General features: G+C 71.1%; 13 protein-coding genes. 8 read left to right on the top strand and 5 right to left on the bottom strand.

The features are described 5' to 3' along the window. Positions 1–203: 203 nt before the first annotated feature. A complete protein-coding gene (locus tag ACIRB1_RS24635; protein WP_352182522.1) occupies positions 204–1,220 on the bottom strand; it encodes an aspartate-semialdehyde dehydrogenase in 1,017 nt (338 codons plus the stop codon). Between the two features lie 217 nt (positions 1,221–1,437). On the opposite strand from ACIRB1_RS24635, the gene ACIRB1_RS24630 reads away from it, so the two are divergent. Next, entirely contained in the window at positions 1,438–1,959 is a 522-nt protein-coding gene (locus tag ACIRB1_RS24630; RefSeq protein WP_403467150.1) for a sigma-70 family RNA polymerase sigma factor, read from the top strand. Between the two features lies 1 nt (position 1,960). Next, the gene (locus ACIRB1_RS24625) at positions 1,961–2,704 is read left to right on the top strand and encodes a hypothetical protein (protein ID WP_403466981.1); all 744 of its coding nucleotides are present in this window, start codon (positions 1,961–1,963) and stop codon (positions 2,702–2,704) included. Positions 2,705–2,759: 55 nt separating this feature from the next. Here ACIRB1_RS24625 and ACIRB1_RS24620 read toward each other — a convergent pair whose 3' ends face one another. Then, the gene (locus tag ACIRB1_RS24620; protein WP_403466980.1) at positions 2,760–6,053 is read right to left on the bottom strand and encodes a S8 family serine peptidase; all 3,294 of its coding nucleotides are present in this window, start codon (positions 6,051–6,053) and stop codon (positions 2,760–2,762) included. Positions 6,054–6,166: 113 nt separating this feature from the next. Then, complete coding sequence (locus ACIRB1_RS24615; protein WP_352182525.1) at positions 6,167–6,730, bottom strand: CGNR zinc finger domain-containing protein; 564 nt, start codon at positions 6,728–6,730, stop codon at positions 6,167–6,169. Between the two features lie 110 nt (positions 6,731–6,840). Between ACIRB1_RS24615 and ACIRB1_RS24610 the strand changes: the two genes are divergently transcribed. From ACIRB1_RS24610 to ACIRB1_RS24590, 5 genes are all read left to right on the top strand, one after another. Continuing rightward, complete coding sequence (locus tag ACIRB1_RS24610) at positions 6,841–7,293, top strand: VOC family protein (protein ID WP_403466979.1); 453 nt, start codon at positions 6,841–6,843, stop codon at positions 7,291–7,293. A 2-nt stretch (positions 7,294–7,295) separates the two neighbouring features. Beyond that, positions 7,296–8,204 carry a pyridoxamine 5'-phosphate oxidase family protein gene (locus ACIRB1_RS24605; RefSeq protein ID WP_403466978.1) on the top strand — a complete coding sequence of 303 codons (909 nt, stop codon included), beginning with the start codon at positions 7,296–7,298 and terminating at the stop codon, positions 8,202–8,204. A gap of 10 nt (positions 8,205–8,214) precedes the next feature. Further along, entirely contained in the window at positions 8,215–8,673 is a 459-nt protein-coding gene (locus ACIRB1_RS24600) for an NUDIX hydrolase (RefSeq protein ID WP_403466977.1), read from the top strand. Positions 8,674–8,936: 263 nt separating this feature from the next. Beyond that, positions 8,937–10,700, top strand: coding sequence for a TIGR03767 family metallophosphoesterase (locus ACIRB1_RS24595; RefSeq protein WP_403466976.1), 1,764 nt, complete (start codon positions 8,937–8,939; stop codon positions 10,698–10,700). Between the two features lie 206 nt (positions 10,701–10,906). Further along, positions 10,907–12,115: a glycosyltransferase gene (locus tag ACIRB1_RS24590; protein WP_403467149.1), complete on the top strand. Its 1,209-nt coding sequence runs from the start codon at positions 10,907–10,909 to the stop codon at positions 12,113–12,115. A 94-nt stretch (positions 12,116–12,209) separates the two neighbouring features. Here ACIRB1_RS24590 and ACIRB1_RS24585 read toward each other — a convergent pair whose 3' ends face one another. After that, positions 12,210–13,259, bottom strand: a complete 1,050-nt coding sequence (locus tag ACIRB1_RS24585; protein ID WP_403466975.1) for a hypothetical protein — start codon at positions 13,257–13,259, stop codon at positions 12,210–12,212. Positions 13,260–13,511: 252 nt separating this feature from the next. Then, on the bottom strand, positions 13,512–16,109 hold the full coding sequence (pepN, locus tag ACIRB1_RS24580; protein ID WP_403466974.1) for an aminopeptidase N: 2,598 nt from the start codon (positions 16,107–16,109) through the stop codon (positions 13,512–13,514). A gap of 136 nt (positions 16,110–16,245) precedes the next feature. Between pepN and ACIRB1_RS24575 the strand changes: the two genes are divergently transcribed. Then, positions 16,246–16,896, top strand: a complete 651-nt coding sequence (locus tag ACIRB1_RS24575) for a DsbA family protein (protein ID WP_403466973.1) — start codon at positions 16,246–16,248, stop codon at positions 16,894–16,896. The last annotated feature ends 11 nt before the right edge of the window (positions 16,897–16,907 follow it).

The following is a 16,907-nucleotide window of genomic DNA, read 5'->3' as shown; positions in this document are numbered from 1 at the left end:
CCCCCGTCGGCCCTGAAGGGGCCTCGTCCTCAAACGCCGGACGGGCTGAGAACCAGCCCCTCCGGAGTCCAAGGAGCGGGGCCCCACCCCAGCCCCTCCGGCGTTTGAGGAGCGGGGGTTCGGGGCGGAGCCCCGGCGGGGTCGAAGGGGCGGAGCCCCTGGGTGGGACGGGTAGGGGCGGCGGGGGCGAGGAGAGTCCCGTGTCAGCTCTTGAGTTCGGCCGCCACCAGCTCCGCGATCTGTACCGCGTTCAGCGCGGCACCCTTGCGGAGGTTGTCGTTGGAGATGAACAGCGCGAGCCCGTGCTCGACCGTCTCGTCGGCGCGGATGCGGCCCACGAAGGACTGGTCCTGGCCGGCCGCCTGGAGCGGGGTCGGGATGTCGGTGAGGGCCACGCCCGGGGCGCCGCCGAGGATCTCCGTGGCGCGCTCGACCGTGATCGGGCGGGCGAAACGGGCGTTGACCTGAAGGGAGTGCCCGGAGAAGACCGGGACGCGGACGCAGGTGCCGGACACCTTGAGGTCGGGGATCTCCAGGATCTTGCGGGACTCGCTGCGGAGCTTCTGCTCCTCGTCCGTCTCGTGCAGCCCGTCGTCGACGATCGACCCCGCGAGAGGCAGCACGTTGAACGCGATGGGCCGCTTGTAGACCTGCGGCTCCGGGAAGTCGACCGCCGAACCGTCATGCGTGAGCTTGTCCGCGTCGGCGACGACCTTCAGCGCCTGCCCGTGCAGCTCGGCCACACCGGAGAGCCCGGACCCGGACACCGCCTGGTACGTGGCGACGACCAGCGCCTCCAGCCCCGCCTCCGCGTGCAACGGCTTCAGCACCGGCATCGCGGCCATCGTCGTGCAGTTCGGGTTGGCGATGATCCCCTTGGGCCGGTCCGCGACGGCGTGCGGGTTCACCTCGGAGACGACCAGCGGTACGTCGGGGTCCTTGCGCCAGGCGGAGGAGTTGTCGATGACGACCGCGCCCTGCGAGGCGACCTTCTCGGCCAGCGCCTTCGACGTCGCACCGCCCGCCGAGAACAGCACGATGTCCAGCCCGGAGTAGTCGGCACCCGCCGCGTCCTCCACCGTCACGCCGTCCAGGACCGTCCCCGCCGAACGGGCCGAGGCGAACAGGCGCAGCTCGGTGACGGGGAAGTCCCGCTCCACGAGAATCCTGCGCATGACCGTGCCGACCTGACCGGTGGCTCCGACGATTCCGACCCTCACAGCGACTCCTTCATGTGTCCGTACGCATCCGTGCATGTCTGCGGCATTTCCATCATCCTGCCGATCCTGGTGTGCCTGTCCAATTCTTTGCGGCGCATGCCCGAGGAGTGGGACGCGGCCCGGCCGGTGTGACGTACCCCTCGAACCGTTTCCGGGCCCCGCCGAACGTTTCCGCCCCCTCCCGCGTCGTAGAGGAAACGCGGTGAGGGGGTGGCTTGTGCTGCGCAGAAAGGCCCGCCGGGTCCAGGAGGACGACGATCCTCTGGACGCGGCCCAGGAACGCCGGGTACGGGCGGTGCTCGCGCTCGGCGGGGTGCCGCAGGCGGATCTGCCGGACGGTGTCCAGCAGGTGCGGCTGCGGTTGCTGGAGCGGGCGGCGAAGGGCGACGAGGCGCCGCGCGATGTCTCGGCGTGGGCGGCGGTCGTCGCCTCGAACCTCGCCATGGACTGGCACCGCGCCAAGCGCCGGCAGGAGCGGGTGGGGGAGCGGCTGGCCTCCCTGCGCCAGCTGGAGCATCCCTCCGGCGAGGACACCAGCGTCCTGTCCCTGGCGGTGGCGCAGGGCCTGGACGAACTGCCGGACCAGCACCGCCAGGTCCTCGTCCTGCGTTTCTTCGCCGACGTGCCCGTGCGCGGGATCGCCGAGGAACTCGGCATCCCGGAAGGCACGGTCAAGAGCCGGCTGCACTCCGCGGTCCGCGCCCTGCGCGACCGCCTGCACGAGGACGAGGTGGTGTGACGTGGCCGCGGAGCGCAATGCACACGACGGCGTGGACGCGCTGATGGCCGCGATCACGGACGAGCCGCTGCCGGACGCGGCCCGCAGGGACGCCGGGTTCATGGCCGAGCACGCGGTCGCCACGGCCGACGTGGCGCTGCTGCGCGAGCAGCTGGGGATCATCGGGGAGGCGCTGTCGGCACCCCCGGCACCGGAACCCGTGACCAGGCCCGGCCCGTCCCGGCCGGCCAGGCGCCGCCGCCCCGCCCTGCGCGTCCTCGCCTACGGCACCCTCGTCACCGCCGTGATCGCCGGGACGGTCACCGGGGTCGCCTGGCTCGGCGCCCACAACGGCGGCGCCGGTGCCGACTCCTCCGCGGCCCAGGCCAAGGCCGAAGCCCCCGACAAGGTGTCGGGGGACGGCCCGCCGCCCTCCGACCCGGAGCAGGTGCTGGCCTGCGCCCGGCTCGTCGTCGAGGGCACGGTGGCGCGGGTGGAGACACGGGTGGACGAGCCCTGGACCACGGTCGTGCTCACCGTGATCCGCTCCTACAAGCCCGCCAAGAGCCCGTCCCAGGTGTCGTTCCTCCTCGACGGCGGAGCGAACCCGAGGCCGCGCGCGGGCCAGCACGTGCTGGTCGAGGTCGGCAGGGGCCAGCAGAACGCGAGCCTGTGGGCCGTCGGAGACACCCGCGTCGCCGCGAACCGCGCCTGGATCGTCGAGGCGCTGCCCGGCTCCCTGCGCACGACCTGCTCGCCCGGCTGAACGCGCGAGGGGCGGGCGCCCGCACGGACGCCCGCCCCTCACCGTCGGGTCAGCGCTACGGCGTGACCTTCTCGATCTTCACGCTGCCCACGCCCGCGACCGTGCCGCGCGCGTTGACCAGCTGGACCTGGCCGAAGAACTCGCGTCCCGCCGGGGCGGGGGCCAGGGCGGTGACGCTGCCCGAGACCGTCGCCGAGGCGCCCGTGGCGAGCTTCACCGGGGTCGAGGCGTCGACGCCGACCGTGCCGAGCGCCGGGGAGAAGAACACGTCCCGGTAGTCGTACGCGGTCGAGCCGGACGGCACCGAGTACCCGGCGACCTCGACCGTGTAGGTGCCGGCGGCCGGGGCGGCGATGGTGACCGCCTCCTCCGAGTCGCCGTCGGCGGAGGTGCCGACGACCGTGCCGGCGGCGTTCTTCACCGTCAGGTCCAGGTCCGCCGCCGTGTCCGACACATTGCCGATGGCGACGTTCAGGGACGTGGCGCCGGCGGGCACGTCGACCGTGGTCGTCTGGGTGACGCCCTCGGTGATGGTGGGCCGCGCGGTCAGCGAGGAGCCGAGCGGGCCGCCCTTCAACGTGCCGGTGAGGGCCGCGTAGTTGTTGGTCACCTTCCAGGAGGCGGTGGCCGGGGTGCCGACCTTCGCCTCGGGCACGGTCACGGTCTCCGGGTCGAAGGCCGCGCCGAGGACGGTGGCGTCCAGCTTGTACGGGTTGTCGAGCAGCGGCGAGGTGCGGCGCGACTCGACCTCGATCTCCCAGACACCGGCCTGCGGGTCGGCGTACGAGCGCACGTCCGGCTTGCAGCCGTTGCCGTCGAGGTAGTTGTTGTAGCAGTACGGGGTGCCGGTGTCCTCGACCGGGACACCGTACGGGTGGATGGAGATGAACCGCGTCTGGCTCTTGTCCTTCAGCCCGCTCATCGCGATCTCAAGGGACTTGGCGCCCTCGGGCACGGTCAGGAAGTACGACTGCGTGCTGTTGCGCTGCACCGAACTCGCGGTGGACCAGGTGTAGTCGACGGGCGAGGCGACGACGACCGTGGTGAGGATCTGCTTGTCGACGCCCTCGGTCTTCGGGTCGTCGACCTCCAGGATCGCGCTCTTGAGGCCCGAACTCCTGGGTGCCGCCTGCACCTTGACCGTCACCGGCTGGTTCAGCGGGAGCCTGACCTCGTCCGGGCCGACGATCCGGAAGGTGTCACCGGCGTTGTTCCCGAAGTGCAGCTCGTGCCGAACGGCCTTGTCCGCACCGGTGGTCCGGGTGAGGGTGATGTCGTACGTCTTCTTCGCGCCGGCCTTGAGGCCGCCCTCGCGGTCGTACAGCCCCGTGCCGAAGCCGGGGGTCTTGAGCGCGTAGTCGATCGCGGTGTCGACGGGAGCCTTCACCGTGTACTCGTGGGAGGTCGCGCCGTCCTTGATGGACTTCCACGCGTCCACGATGTTGATGAGGCCCGCGCCCTCCGCGTAGGCCTGAACACCCTTGATGTGATCGGCTGTCGAGGTCAGCGCGGTGCGCAGGGTCGCCGGGGTGAGCGCGAGGTGCCGCTGCTTCGCGGCGCTCAGCAGCAGTGCCGAGGCGCCCGCCGCCTGCGGGGAGGCCATCGAGGTGCCCTGGAGCATCGAGTAGCCGGCCGGCAGGGTGTAACCCGCCTCGGGGACCGGGGAGCCCGGCAGCCAGGTCTGGGTGGTGTTGATCGCGGCGCCGGGCGCGACGAGCGTCGGCGTGAAGCCGCCGTCCTCACGCGGGCCGCGCGAGGAGAACGGCAGCAGCTGGTACGAAGTCGCCACCTGCGAGCCGTAGTTGGCGGCCCAGGTCTGCTTCGAGATGGAGGCGCCGACCGAGATCACCTTGTCGGCCAGGCCGGGGTCGCCGATCGTGTTGGCGCCCGGACCGGAGTTGCCGGCCGAGATGACGAGCTGCACGCCGTAGGTGTCGATGAGGCGCGTGTACAGCGCGGCGCGCGCGTTGTTGCCGTCGTTCAGTGCGGGCAGGCCGCCGATCGACATGTTGACGATGTCGACACCGCGGTTGGCGACGAGGTCGATCATGCCCTCGGTGAGCGCCACGTTGGTGCAGCCGCCGGTCCAGGTGCAGGCGCGGGACGACACGATCTTCGCGCCGGGCGCCTCACCGTTCATTTTGCCGCCGAACAGGCCGTTCGCGGCGGTGATGCCGGCGACGTGCGTGCCGTGCTCGGACTCGATGACGCCGATGTTGACGAAGTCGGCGGTCTTGCCGACCCAGGACCCGCCGTACGGGTCCATCGGGACGTCCTTGCTGATCTGCACGACGAACGGCTGCCGCTCGACGACGTCCGTCGCCGGGTTGTCGGTCCCGAAGTACCCGATCTGGTAACCGTCCTTGTACGGCTTCATCGGGGTGTCGTCGCCGAAGTCCTGGTTGTTGTTCAGGTCGACCGTCACCGTGCCGGCCGCCGGGTCGTACAGCACACCCCACGAGTCGGTGGTGTCCCCGTCACGGTTCGCGTCGCCCGCCGCGTCACCGCCGGTGGTGTACGACTCCTTGAACGTGCTGATCTCGTACGACCCCGCGGGCGCCTTCCAACTCGTGCCGCCGTAGGTGAAGTTGGGGCCGGAGACGGCCGTCACCATCGGGCGCCAGGTCTGGTCGCCGTCGGCGATCGGGTCGGTGGAGGTGACCCAGTCGACGATCTTGCGCTCGCCGGTGGTGGTCTTCTGGAGCGCCGGGTGGCCGAGGTCGACGCCGGAGTCGAGGATGCCGATGGTGATGCCGCGGCCGTCCGCCTTCGGGTTCTTCTTCACGAAGTCGACGGCGCCCGTCTCGAAGGACGGGTTGTACGGGTTCTCGGCGGGGGTGTTCTTGTTCGGCGCGGAGTAAGTGGCCTTGCCGGTCGCCTTGGTGGCGCCCTTCGCGGTGTCCGCGCTCGGCGTCGGGTCGTCGAGGGCGATCTCCTGGCGGAGGTCGATGGCCTGCACCGAGGACAGCTTCGCGGCGGCGGCGATCGCCGAGTCGGCCCTGCCGGTCGGGACGGTGGCGCGGACGTAGCCGAGCTTGTCGTAGGTGCGGCCCACGGAGCCGCCCTTGACCGCGTCCAGCTGCTGGGCGACCTGTTCGGTCGCGCCCGGCGCGGTGGCGATCATCATCGTGACGTTCTTGTCGCCGTCGGCCTTGGCCGTGGCGAGCAGATCGGCGTCGTCCGAACCGAGCTTGGCGGCGGCGGACTTGACGCTCGGGTCCGCGGAGGTGGTGGCGGACGGGGAGTCGGCGGAGAAGGCCATGGGTATCGGCCCGGCCGCGGAGAGCGCGGCGACGAGACCGGCGGCCACGGATATTCGGGCCACGCGTCTCTGGTGGGAGAGGGTCATCGGCATCCCTTGTAGGTGAAGAATCCAGTGCCGGACGAAGGCACAGCTTTACCCAAGGGACAGTTGTTTGGGAAGTGTTGACCGAAACGCTATGAACGTATGGGGAAAACCCCCTATTCGCTCGGGGTGTTGGCCCGTGCGTAGTGGCGGGACGCCTTCGCGCGGTTGCCGCAGGCCGCCATCGAGCACCAGCGCCGGGTGCCGTTGCGCGAGGTGTCGAAGAAGCGCAGCACGCACGCCTCGTGGGCGCAGCGCCGGATGCGGTCCGGGGCGGTGGAGAGCAGTTCCAGATAACTGCGGGCGGCGAGCCAGCCGGGCCCCCACCTGGGGTTGTCGAACTCGGGAATCTCGCCGGGTCCTTCGGCGGTGAGGGTGGCGCGGATGCGTCCCATGGAGAGCACGGCGTCGAGGTCGCCGGTGCGGCCCTCGTCCAGGGCCAGCTTCAGCGCGGTGCGTGTGCTGTGGAGGTGCGTCAGGGTGATCGTGTCGGCCGGGAACCGCTCGTCGAGCCTGTTCGACGCGAGCCACACGGCGAGCCCGCCCGGGACCTCGAGCAGGTCCTGGAGGACTCCGTCCCGCATCCACCACGTGTTGAGCAGGTCGAGCGCGAGCGGCTCGCCGATGAGCGGCCGGGGGTCCTCGGTGAGGGGCGTCGGCTTCGACGGGGGCTTCGGCATGGCGGGTGCCTCTCTTCTGATCTAACCGGTCAAGAGTACGTGACCGGTTGTCCTCTCCGAGTCTAACCGTTAAAGTCATCGACAACGGTTATGTCAGCGAAGGGCTTCCCATGACCCTGCACCTCGGCCACACCGGCCTGAACGTCACCGACCTCGACCGCTCCCTCGCCTTCTACCGCGACGTCCTCGGCTTCGCGGTCCTCGCCGAGGGCAAGGAGCAGGACCGCCGGTACGCGTTCCTGGGCGACGGTGACGGTGACGGCCACCCCGTGCTCACCCTCTGGCAGCAGGCGCAGGGGCCGTACGACAGCGACCGCGCCGGCCTGCACCACCTCGCCTTCGCGGCCGACTCGATCGAGCGGGTCCGGTGGTACGAGGAGGCGCTCAGGGCCTACGGCGCCGAGTTCGCGTACGAGGGTGTGGTCGCCCACCGCGAGGGCGGCGCCTCGGGCGGCATCTTCTTCCACGACCCGGACGGCACCCGCCTGGAGATCTCGGTGCCGACCGGCGCGGAGAATGCCCCGGCCCCCAGTTCCGACGCCCCGACCTGCGGTTTCTTCTAGCCATGGCTGCCGCTGAGGCCGGAGAGACCTATCACGCGGGCTCCCGCGCCGTGCAGGACCGGGTCGGCGTGCGGGAATTCGCCGACCGCGTCGGCCAGATCATCGGCCAGGGCATCAAACCCGTGGCCGCCGCCTTCCTCGAACTCCAGCCCCTCCTGATCCTGGGCGCGGCCGACCCCGCGACGGGCCGGGTATGGGCCTCCCCGCTCGCCGGCACCCCCGGCTTCGTCCGCGCGACGGGCCCGCACCAGATCTCGGTCACGGGCGACCCCCGCCCCGCCGACCCCCTCGCGCGCGCCCTCGCCGACGCCGACGACCTCCCGGTCGGCACCATCGCCCTCGACCCCCGCACCCGCCGCCGTATGAGAGTGGACGGCCGACTCCGCCGTACAGCAGGGGGGTTGGCGATCGAGGCGGAGCGTGTGTTCGCCAACTGCCCCAAATACATCCAGCGGAGAGAGTCCTACGAGACGGTCGCGGACCGCGACCCCGCCCGCCCCCGGCACGGCACCGAACTGACCACATCCCAGGCCGAGTTCATCGCGGCGGCCGACACCTTCTTCCTCGCCACCGTCCACGAGCACGGCGCCGACGCCAGCCACCGGGGCGGCAACCCCGGCTTCGTGCGCCCGACTTCGCCCCGCGAGCTGGTCTGGCCCGACTACACGGGCAACGCCATGTTCCTCAGCCTCGGCAACCTCCTCGCCGACCCCCGCGCGGGCCTCCTCTTCCTCGACTGGAACACGGGCACCACCCTCCAGCTCACCGGCGAGGCACGACCGGAGTTCGACGAGCACGGCGAACGCAGGGTCCGCTTCACCCTCACCGAGGCGGTCGAGACCCCCGCAGCGGTCCCCCTCCGCTGGTCGCCCCCCGAATACTCACCTGCCAATCCGGCCCAGGGACATTAATGTCTGCCGGATGCGCAAGAAGCTGAGAGTCGCCGCCTACGCCGTCTGCGTCCGGGACGGCCGGCTCCTGCTCGCCCGGTCACCCGCGCCGGGCGGCGGACACGAGTGGGTGCTCCCCGGCGGCGGCATGGACCACGGCGAGCACCCGAACGACACCGCCGTACGGGAGTTGGAGGAGGAGACCGGCTACCACGTCGAGGTCACCGCACTGCTCGGCATGGACTCCATCCACCGCGTCGTCCCCTGGAGCTACCGCCGAAAGGTCGACCACCACGGCGTCCGGATCGTCTACGAGGCGAGGATCGTCGGCGGCGAACTGCGCCACGAGATCGGCGGCTCCACCGACATGGCCGCCTGGCATCCGCTCGACGACGTCCCCGGCCTCACCCGGGTCCCGCTGATCGACACCGCGCTGCGCCTGTGGCGGGAGCGCCCGCCCGTCGGACGGATCGAGCCCTCCCCGACATAGCCCCGGGACAGCTTCAGTACCCCGGCAGATGAACACGGAGTAGCGGCCTCCCGGCGGCTCGACGAGCGTTCACGAACGCACAGGGGCCGCCAAGATCCACGTACGGTGATCGGCGCTACGCGTTGCCGTCTCGTTTACGCGCAGGTCATCCCCGATGCCAAGCATCCAGTACGAGCGGGAACTTCGCGACCGCGATCGAAAACCGATCGCCGCGAACACCCGCGACCACTGCCGACGCAGTTCGTACTCGGGGAGATCGCGCCATGTCGCGCACACGCTCTGTCGCCAGCTCCGTGCTGGGGGTCAACCGCCGTACCGTCCTCGCCGCCACCGCGGCCGTGTCCGTCTCCGCAGGCGTCGGGTACGCCCTGCGCCCCACCGACAGCGCCGCCGCCACCGCCGACGCCACCGGTACCGGCGAGGCGCCCGTCGCACAGTCCCGGAAGGCACCGGCCGCACCCCTGGCCCCGTACACCAAGGGCACCACCCTCGCCACGGTCGCCGCCCCGCGTACCGGCTCCGGCTTCCGCCGCCTCGGCGACGGCGCCGGCTGGAAGCGCGTCGTACGCGCCGACCTCGCCGCCGCCAAGTCCGGCCGCGCGGGCCGTCGTACGGCACTCGCGTCGTTCGTGCAGTTCACCGATCTGCACCTGATGGACAGCCAGCACCCGCTGCGCCTGGAGTACCTGCGCTCCACCGACAAGCACGCCTGGCGCCCCCACGAGGCGCTCACCGTGCAGGGCGGGATCTCGCTGGTCGAGCGGGTCAACGCGCTGCGCGGCGCCCCGGTGACCGGCTCCCCGCTGCACTTCGTGATGACCACCGGCGACAACACGGACAACAACGCCACGTCCGAGCTGGAATGGTTCATGAAGATCATGAGCGGCGGCCGCTTCACCCCCAACACCGGCGACCCGCGCCACTACGAGGGCGTCCAGAACAGCGGCCTCAAGCTGTACTGGCAGCCCGAATCCACCGTGCGCGACGGCGACAAGCAGGTCGGCTTCCCGCATCTGAAGGGCTTCCTGGCCGCCGCGATCCGCGAGGTCCGCAGCCCCGGCCTCAACCTCCCCTGGTACTCCACGGTCGGCAACCACGACGCCCTCCCGCTCGGCTGCTTCGGCTCCCACGCCGACCCGTATCTCGCCGAACTCGCCATCGGCGGCAAGAAGTTGATGACCGCGACGGCGGCCGAGGCGAAGAAGCTCCAGAACTCGATCCGGGACGCCAAGGACCCCAAGGGCTCCGGCTACCGCGACTTCCTCAAGGCCCACGCGCGCTCGATGCGCTCGATCACGCCGGACGAGAAGCGCGCCCCCTACACCTCCGCCGAGTACCTCAAGGCCCACCTCGACCCGGCGTACCAGGGTCTCGGCCCGGTCGGGCACGGCTACTCCTCCGCGAACGTGGACGCCGGCACGCAGTACTACGCGTTCCGCATCGCCGACGACGTGATCGGCATCAGCCTCGACACCACGGACGCGGGCGGCCACTACGAAGGGTCCATCGGGGCAACGCAGTTGAGGTGGCTGGACAAGACGCTCCGCGACAACAAGGACTCCTACGCGGTGATCTTCAGCCACCACACCAGCAAGACGATGGACAACACCCGCCCCGACCCGGCGCACCCCACCGAGCGCCGCTACGAGGGCTCCGCGGTCGTCGCGCTCCTCGGCAGCCACCCGAACGTGCTGGCCTGGGTCAACGGCCACATCCACCGCAACGTCATCACCCCGCACTCGGCGCCCGACGGCCGCAGCTTCTGGGAGATCTCGACCGCCTCGCACGTCGACTATCCCCAGCTCGCCCGGGTCATCGAGCTGGTGGACAACAAGGACGGCACGCTCTCCCTCTTCACCACGCTGATCGAGTCCGCGGCCCCGCACCGCACCGACTTCTCCGACCTCACCCAGACCGGCCTCGCGGCCCTGTACCGCGAGCTGTCGTACAACGCGCCGGGCTCCAGCACGGTGCTGGGCGGCGACGCGAAGGACCGCAACACGGAACTGCTCCTGAAGAAGGGCTGACGGCCGCAGCCCACTCGCCCGGCCGCCACGCCACGCGGCCCGGACCAATTGACCCCCGGATAACCAACCGGACCCAGACACGAGACGCCCAGTTCATTCGGACGAAATGTCCGTGCCGCCTCATAACGGCTAACCCGCTGTTCACGGGGATGGCTCGATTCATACGCAAGGCGGGTGGTCGTGTGCGCGCTAGACACGAGCTGCACGTGCTGTCGGTCTACGAGGGGTTCTTCTCCGGAGGAGCCCGCATCGTCCACAGCGACGTCGTACTGGGGCTGGTCGAGGGCGGCCAGCACCATACGGTGCTCAGCATCCACGGAGAAGTACACCGAGAAGCAACCCGGCAGGCCATGGAGAACGACGCCTGCTACCAGCAGCTGACCGCGGCCGGCGTCGGCGTCTCCACCCTCGGCCGCAGCTTCCACGGCGACGGCGATCCGGTCACGGAAGGGTTCAGCGGGCCCGAACTCGCCGACACCGCCCGTGCCCTCGCCGACGCCGACGTCGTCCTGTCCCTCAAGGAGCAGCCGCTCTCCCTGCTCAACCGGGCGGGCCTGCCCCGCCGCCCGATCGTCGCGTGCCTGCACCGCTCGGACCCCGAGCACTCGGGCACCGCCCTCGACGAGCTGAAGTCCGCCATCGCCGACGGCAAGGTCGTCGCCGCCGTCTGCTGCGCGGAGTCCACCCGCGATGCCTACCAGGCCGCAGGCATCCCGCCCGAGGTCCTCCACGTCATCCCCAACGGCGTGGACCTGCTCCGCTTCCGTCCCGACCCGGCCCGGCGGCTTGCCCTGCGCGCCTCCCTCGGCATCCCGGACACCGCCCCCGTCGTCGTCTTCGCGGCCCGCTACGCCACGATGAAGAACATCCCCCTCTTCCTCCGCGCGGCCCGCGCATGGCTACGGCGCGAACCCGCCGGGCATGTGCTGATGTGCGGCGCGGGCATGACCGACCACGACCAGCCCGCCCTCTCCGCCGACATCGACGACGCCTTCGGGCCGGAGCGGGCCCTGCTCACCGACCGGCTCCATCTCCTCGGCGTGCGGCGGGACATGGAGACCGTCTACGCCGGGTCCGACGTCGTCGCCCTCACCTCGTCCTTCGGTGAGGCCGCACCCCTCTGCCTGATCGAGGGGATGATGTGCGGCGCCGTCCCCGTCGCCACCGACGTCGGCGACAGCGCCTCCATCGTCGCCGGACACGGCATCGTGACACCCCCCGACCCGGACGCCATCGCGTCGGCCTGGACCGAGGCGGTCGTAGGCCGCGCGGAGTTCGCCGAGGCCCACGCCCGCAGCCGCGAACGCTTCAGCCGTACGCGCATGATCGCCTCGTACGCCGCCCTCATCGACGGCCTGCACGCGGGACACACGACGACCAGCGCCGCCCCGCCGCCGCTGCCCGAACCCCTGTAGGGCGGACACGGGGCCTGTGGGGCAGACATGAGGAGGGGCCACCGACCCCCCGGTGGCCCCTCCTCTCCCCTCCTGATCCCGCCCCGGTCCGTCACTACCGGGGCAGCACCACGACATACGCGGCCGGATCGCGGTCGGCCGCCGCCATCAGCGCCGTACGGACCACCGCCGCCTGTTGCTCCTTCGCGTCCCGGAGCTTCTTCGGGGTGATGTGGACGACGGTGATGCCCAGCCGCTCCAGATGCTCGCGCTTGCGGGCGTACTCCGACCACAGGGCGTCGTCGTCCTGCCGATGGCCCTGGCGCGGGGCGCGGGTGTCGAGTTCCACGGCGACCGCCTGCTCGGGCCAGTACGCGTCGAGGCCGCCGAGGTGCGGGCCGCCGGGCAGGCGCAGGTCGACGTTCCACACCGGGTCGGGGAGGCCGTACTCGCTCACCATCCGGTAGAGGCGGTCCTCGGCGATCGCGCGGCCCTCGGCCAGCAACGAGTCCACCGCGTCCACCACGTGCGGGCGGCTCAGCAGCTTGGCGTTGTTCAACTCCCGTACCACCGCGGCCGGTTCGCAGTGGCCACCGCGTACCGCCTCGGTGAGCAGCCCGCGCACCGCGTTGGCGTCAGACAGCTCGGCCACCGCGTCCGCGAGGGCCCGCGGCACCGGGGCGACCGGGACGCCCCTCACCTGCCGCGGGGTGGGGAGCGAGGCGGTGCGGACGATCCGCGCGCAGCCCGTCGAGCGCAGCCGGCGCATACGGGGGACCAGGACGTCGAGCTGGTCGAGGGAGGCCAGTTCCGGGGCGGAGCTGAAGCCGTGCAGGGTCAGCGCGGCCATGCCGGTGAGCATCGTCTCCGCGTACACCGGGCGGTGCGGCTCCTCCGCGCCGGGCTGGACCGGGACCCCCGCCGTCCGCTCCCGCGCCGCGTACAGCAGTACCGCGTGCACCCGCTCCTCGCCGGTCGGCGGGCCGGAGTGCAGCAGGACCACGCCGGGGAGGAACTGCTGCCACGGACCGTCGGGGCGGCACTGCTCGTTCACCTCGGCCGCCGGGACACCGTGCGCCCGGAGCTGAGCCGTCGTCAGGACCCGGCGGTGGACCTCGGAGAGGTGGCTGAGGGGGCGGGGGGAGAGCGGGGTGTCGTGGTTCATGCAACGGGGTTTCCCGCGCGGCGTCCGCTCCCTAACCGCTGTTACACGCCCGTCGACAAATCCGGACAACGCGGTACTAAAGGACAGGCGTTCGGATGCCGAGTAGGCGCCGGAAACCCCTGGTCCAGATGGGGTGGACCAGGGGTTACGGGTGCGATTACCCGTATTCGGTAACGGTCACGGAGAGGCCAATCACAGGCCAAAGCACGGCTGGACCATTGGCCGGAGCACCACCCGCCGACCGGTCATAGATCAGCCCTCGGCGCCGCGCCCCTCGTTGTCCGCCGCCTGCGCCCGCAGCGCCCGCGCCAGATCGTCCCGCGCCTCCAGCACCAGCCGCCGGAGCGCCGGCGCGGCCTCCTCGTGGGACGTCAGCCAGGCGTCCGTCGCGTTCAGCGTCGCCTGCGCGTCCGCCGCGGCCGGGTACGCCGGGAACAGCCCCCGCACCACGTCCACGCCGATCTGGATCGACCGCTCCGCCCACACCCGCTCGATCGCCGCGAAGTACTTCTCCGTGTACGGCGCGAGCAACTCCCGCTGCGAGGGCTGCGTGAACCCCGCGATGGTCGCCTCGACGAGCGCGTTCGACAGCGCGTCCGACTCCACGACCTGCGCCCACGCCTGCGCCTTGACGGCCGCCGAGGGCCGGGCGGCGAGACAGCGGACCTGGTGACGTTTGCCCGACGCGGTGTCGTCCCGGGCCAGTTCGGCGGCCATGGCCGTCTCGTCGGCGGCACCGTGCGCGGCCAGCGGCTCCAGGAACGCCCAGCGCAGCTCCTGGTCGACGGCCAGGCCCTCGATCTGCTCCGTGCCGTCCAACAGGGCTTGCAGCAGGGCGAGTTCCTCCGGCGCCGACGCCACCGACGCGTAGAACCGCGCCCACGCCAGCTGGTGCTCGCTGCCCGGCTCGGCGTCCCGCAGATCCCGCAGCGCGACATGCGCCAGGAGCTTCGCGCCGGTCTCGCGCCACCACGGCGGCGAGTAGTTGACCAGCGCCGAGTTCGCCCACGCGTGCAGCATCTGGAGCACGCCGATGTCGGTCTCCCGGCGCCCGAAGCGCATCACCAGGTCGATGAAGTCCGGCGCGGGCAGCAGCGCGTCCCGCGTCATGTTCCACAGCGCCGACCAGCACAGCGCACGCGCCATCGGGTCGGTCAGCGCCCCGAGGTGATCGCGCAGGGTGTCCAGCGAGGTCGCGTCGAAGCGGGTCTTGCAGTACGTGAGGTCGTCGTCGTTGACGAGCACCAGCTCCGGCGCGTCCGCACCGGCCAGCTCCACCACGACCGTGCGCGGACCGTCGACGTCCACCTCGGCCCGCTCGTAGCGCACGAGCCGGCCGTCCTCCATGCGGTAGAGGCCCACCGCCACCCGGTGCGGGCGCAGTTCGGGGTGCGACTCGGGCGCCTCCTGGAGCACGGTCAGCTCGGCGACCCGGCCGCCCTCCACGTCCAGCACCACTTGCGGGGTGAGGGAGTTGACCCCGGCGGTCTGGAGCCAGGACCGCGCCCAGGACGTCATGTCCCGCCCGCTCGTCTCCTCGAGCACCGACAGCAGATCACCGAGACGCGTGTTGCCGTACGCGTTCCGCTTGAAGTAGCGGCGCGCGCCCTCCAGGAACGCGTCCTGCCCGGCGTACGCCACCAGCTGCTTCAGTACGGACGCCCCCTTGGCGTACGTGATGCCGTCGAAGTTGAGCTTGGCGTCCTGGAGGTCGCGGATGTCGGCGGTCACCGGGTGCGTGGAGGGGAGCTGGTCCGCGCGGTAGGCCCACGCCTTGCGGCGGTTGGCGAAGGTGATCCAGCCGTCGGTGAAACGGGTCGCGCCGACCAGCGCGAACGCGCCCATGAAGTCGGCGAAGGACTCCTTCAGCCACAGGTCGTCCCACCACTCCATGGTGACGAGGTCGCCGAACCACATGTGGGCCATCTCGTGCAGGATCGTGTTCGCCCGCCCCGAGTAGGACGCCTGCGTGACCTTCCCCCGGAAGATGTACTCCTCGCGGAAGGTGACGAGCCCCGGGTTCTCCATCGCCCCGAGGTTGTACTCCGGCACGAACGCCTGGTCGTACTTCCCGAAGGGGTACGGGTAGTCGAAGTGGTCGTGGAAGAAGTCCAGGCCCTGCTTGGTGATCAGGAAGACGTCGTCGGCGTCGAAGTGCGGCGCGAGCCCCTTGCGGCACATCGCGCCGAGCGGGATCTCCAGCGTCGTACCGTCGTCGAAGGTGCGCGAGTAGGCGTCCGTGACGTAGTGGTACGGGCCCGCGAGGAACGCCGTGATGTACGTCGAGATCGGCTTCGTCTCCGCGAACCTCCATACGCCGTCGGTCAGTTCGCCGACGCCGTTGCTCCACACCGTCCAGCCCTCGGGGGCCTTCACCTCGGCGCGGAACGGCGCCTTGAGGTCCGGCTGCTCGAAGGTGGCGAAGACGCGCCGGGAGTCGGCCGGCTCGTACTGCGTGTAGAGGTAGACCTCGCCGTCCTCGGGGTCGACGAAGCGGTGCATGCCCTCGCCGGTACGGGAGTACGCGCACTGCGCGTCGACGATCAGCTCGTTCTCGGCGGCCAGGTCCTCCAGCTGGATGCGCGTGCCGTCGAAGACCGCGCCCGGGTCGAGGTCCTTGCCGTTCAGCGACACCGCGGTCACGGACGGTGCGATCAGGTCCGCGAAGCTCGCCGCGCCCGGCTCGGCGCAGCGGAACCGGACCGTCGTCACCGACCGGAAGGTCCGCGGCCCCGCGCCGGCGTCGTCACCGACCGCCGAGCGCAGGTCGAGAGACACGTCGTACCCGTCGACGGACAGCAGGGCGGCCCGCTCGCGGGCCTCGTCGCGGGTCAGATTCTCACCGGGCACGGAGGCACTCCCTCGGATGGTGTTCGATATGCGGTCAGGGCCGATCCTGCCATGCGCCCCTGACCGTGGGCACCCGGGAATGAGGGGTGAAAGAGCGGTGTTGCCCCAAGGAAACGGCCGTATTCCGAGGAGCGTCATGTCTGAGACCGCCAAGACCCCCGTGGACTTCTGGTTCGACCCGCTGTGCCCGTGGGCCTGGATGACCTCCCGGTGGGTGCTGGAAGTGGAGAAGGTCCGGGACATCGAGGTCCGCTGGCACATCATGAGCCTGGCGGTCCTGAACGAGCCCAAGCTGGACGAGCTGCCCGACGAGTACCGCGAGCTGCTCGCCACCAAGGCCTGGAAGCCGATCCGCGTGGTCACCGCCGCCTGGCAGAAGCACGGCTCGGACGTCCTCGGCCCGCTCTACACCGCGCTGGGCACCCGCATCCACAACAACGGCGAGGGTCCGACCGTCGAGGCCATCGCCGGCGCGCTCGCCGACGTCGGCCTGCCCGCCGACCTGATCGACTACGCGGACCAGGACGACTTCGAGTTCGACGCCGAGCTGCGCGCCTCCCACAAGGAGGGCATCGACAAGGTCGGCCCGGACGTCGGCACCCCCGTCATCGCCGTCCCCGGCCCCAACGGCGAGCAGATCGCCTTCTTCGGCCCGGTCGTCACCCCCGCCCCCAAGGGCGAGGACGCGGCCCGCCTCTGGGACGGCACCGTCGCGGTCGCCTCGGTCCCCGGTTTCTACGAGCTGAAGCGCACCCGTACGAAGGGCCCGGACTTCAGCAACCTCTAGGCCCGCGCGCC

The organism is Streptomyces sp. NPDC096013 (assembly GCF_044763565.1).
Taxonomy (GTDB): domain Bacteria; phylum Actinomycetota; class Actinomycetes; order Streptomycetales; family Streptomycetaceae; genus Streptomyces.
Note: the sequence above shows the minus strand (reverse complement) of the source record. Positions and strands in the feature narration are given on the sequence as shown.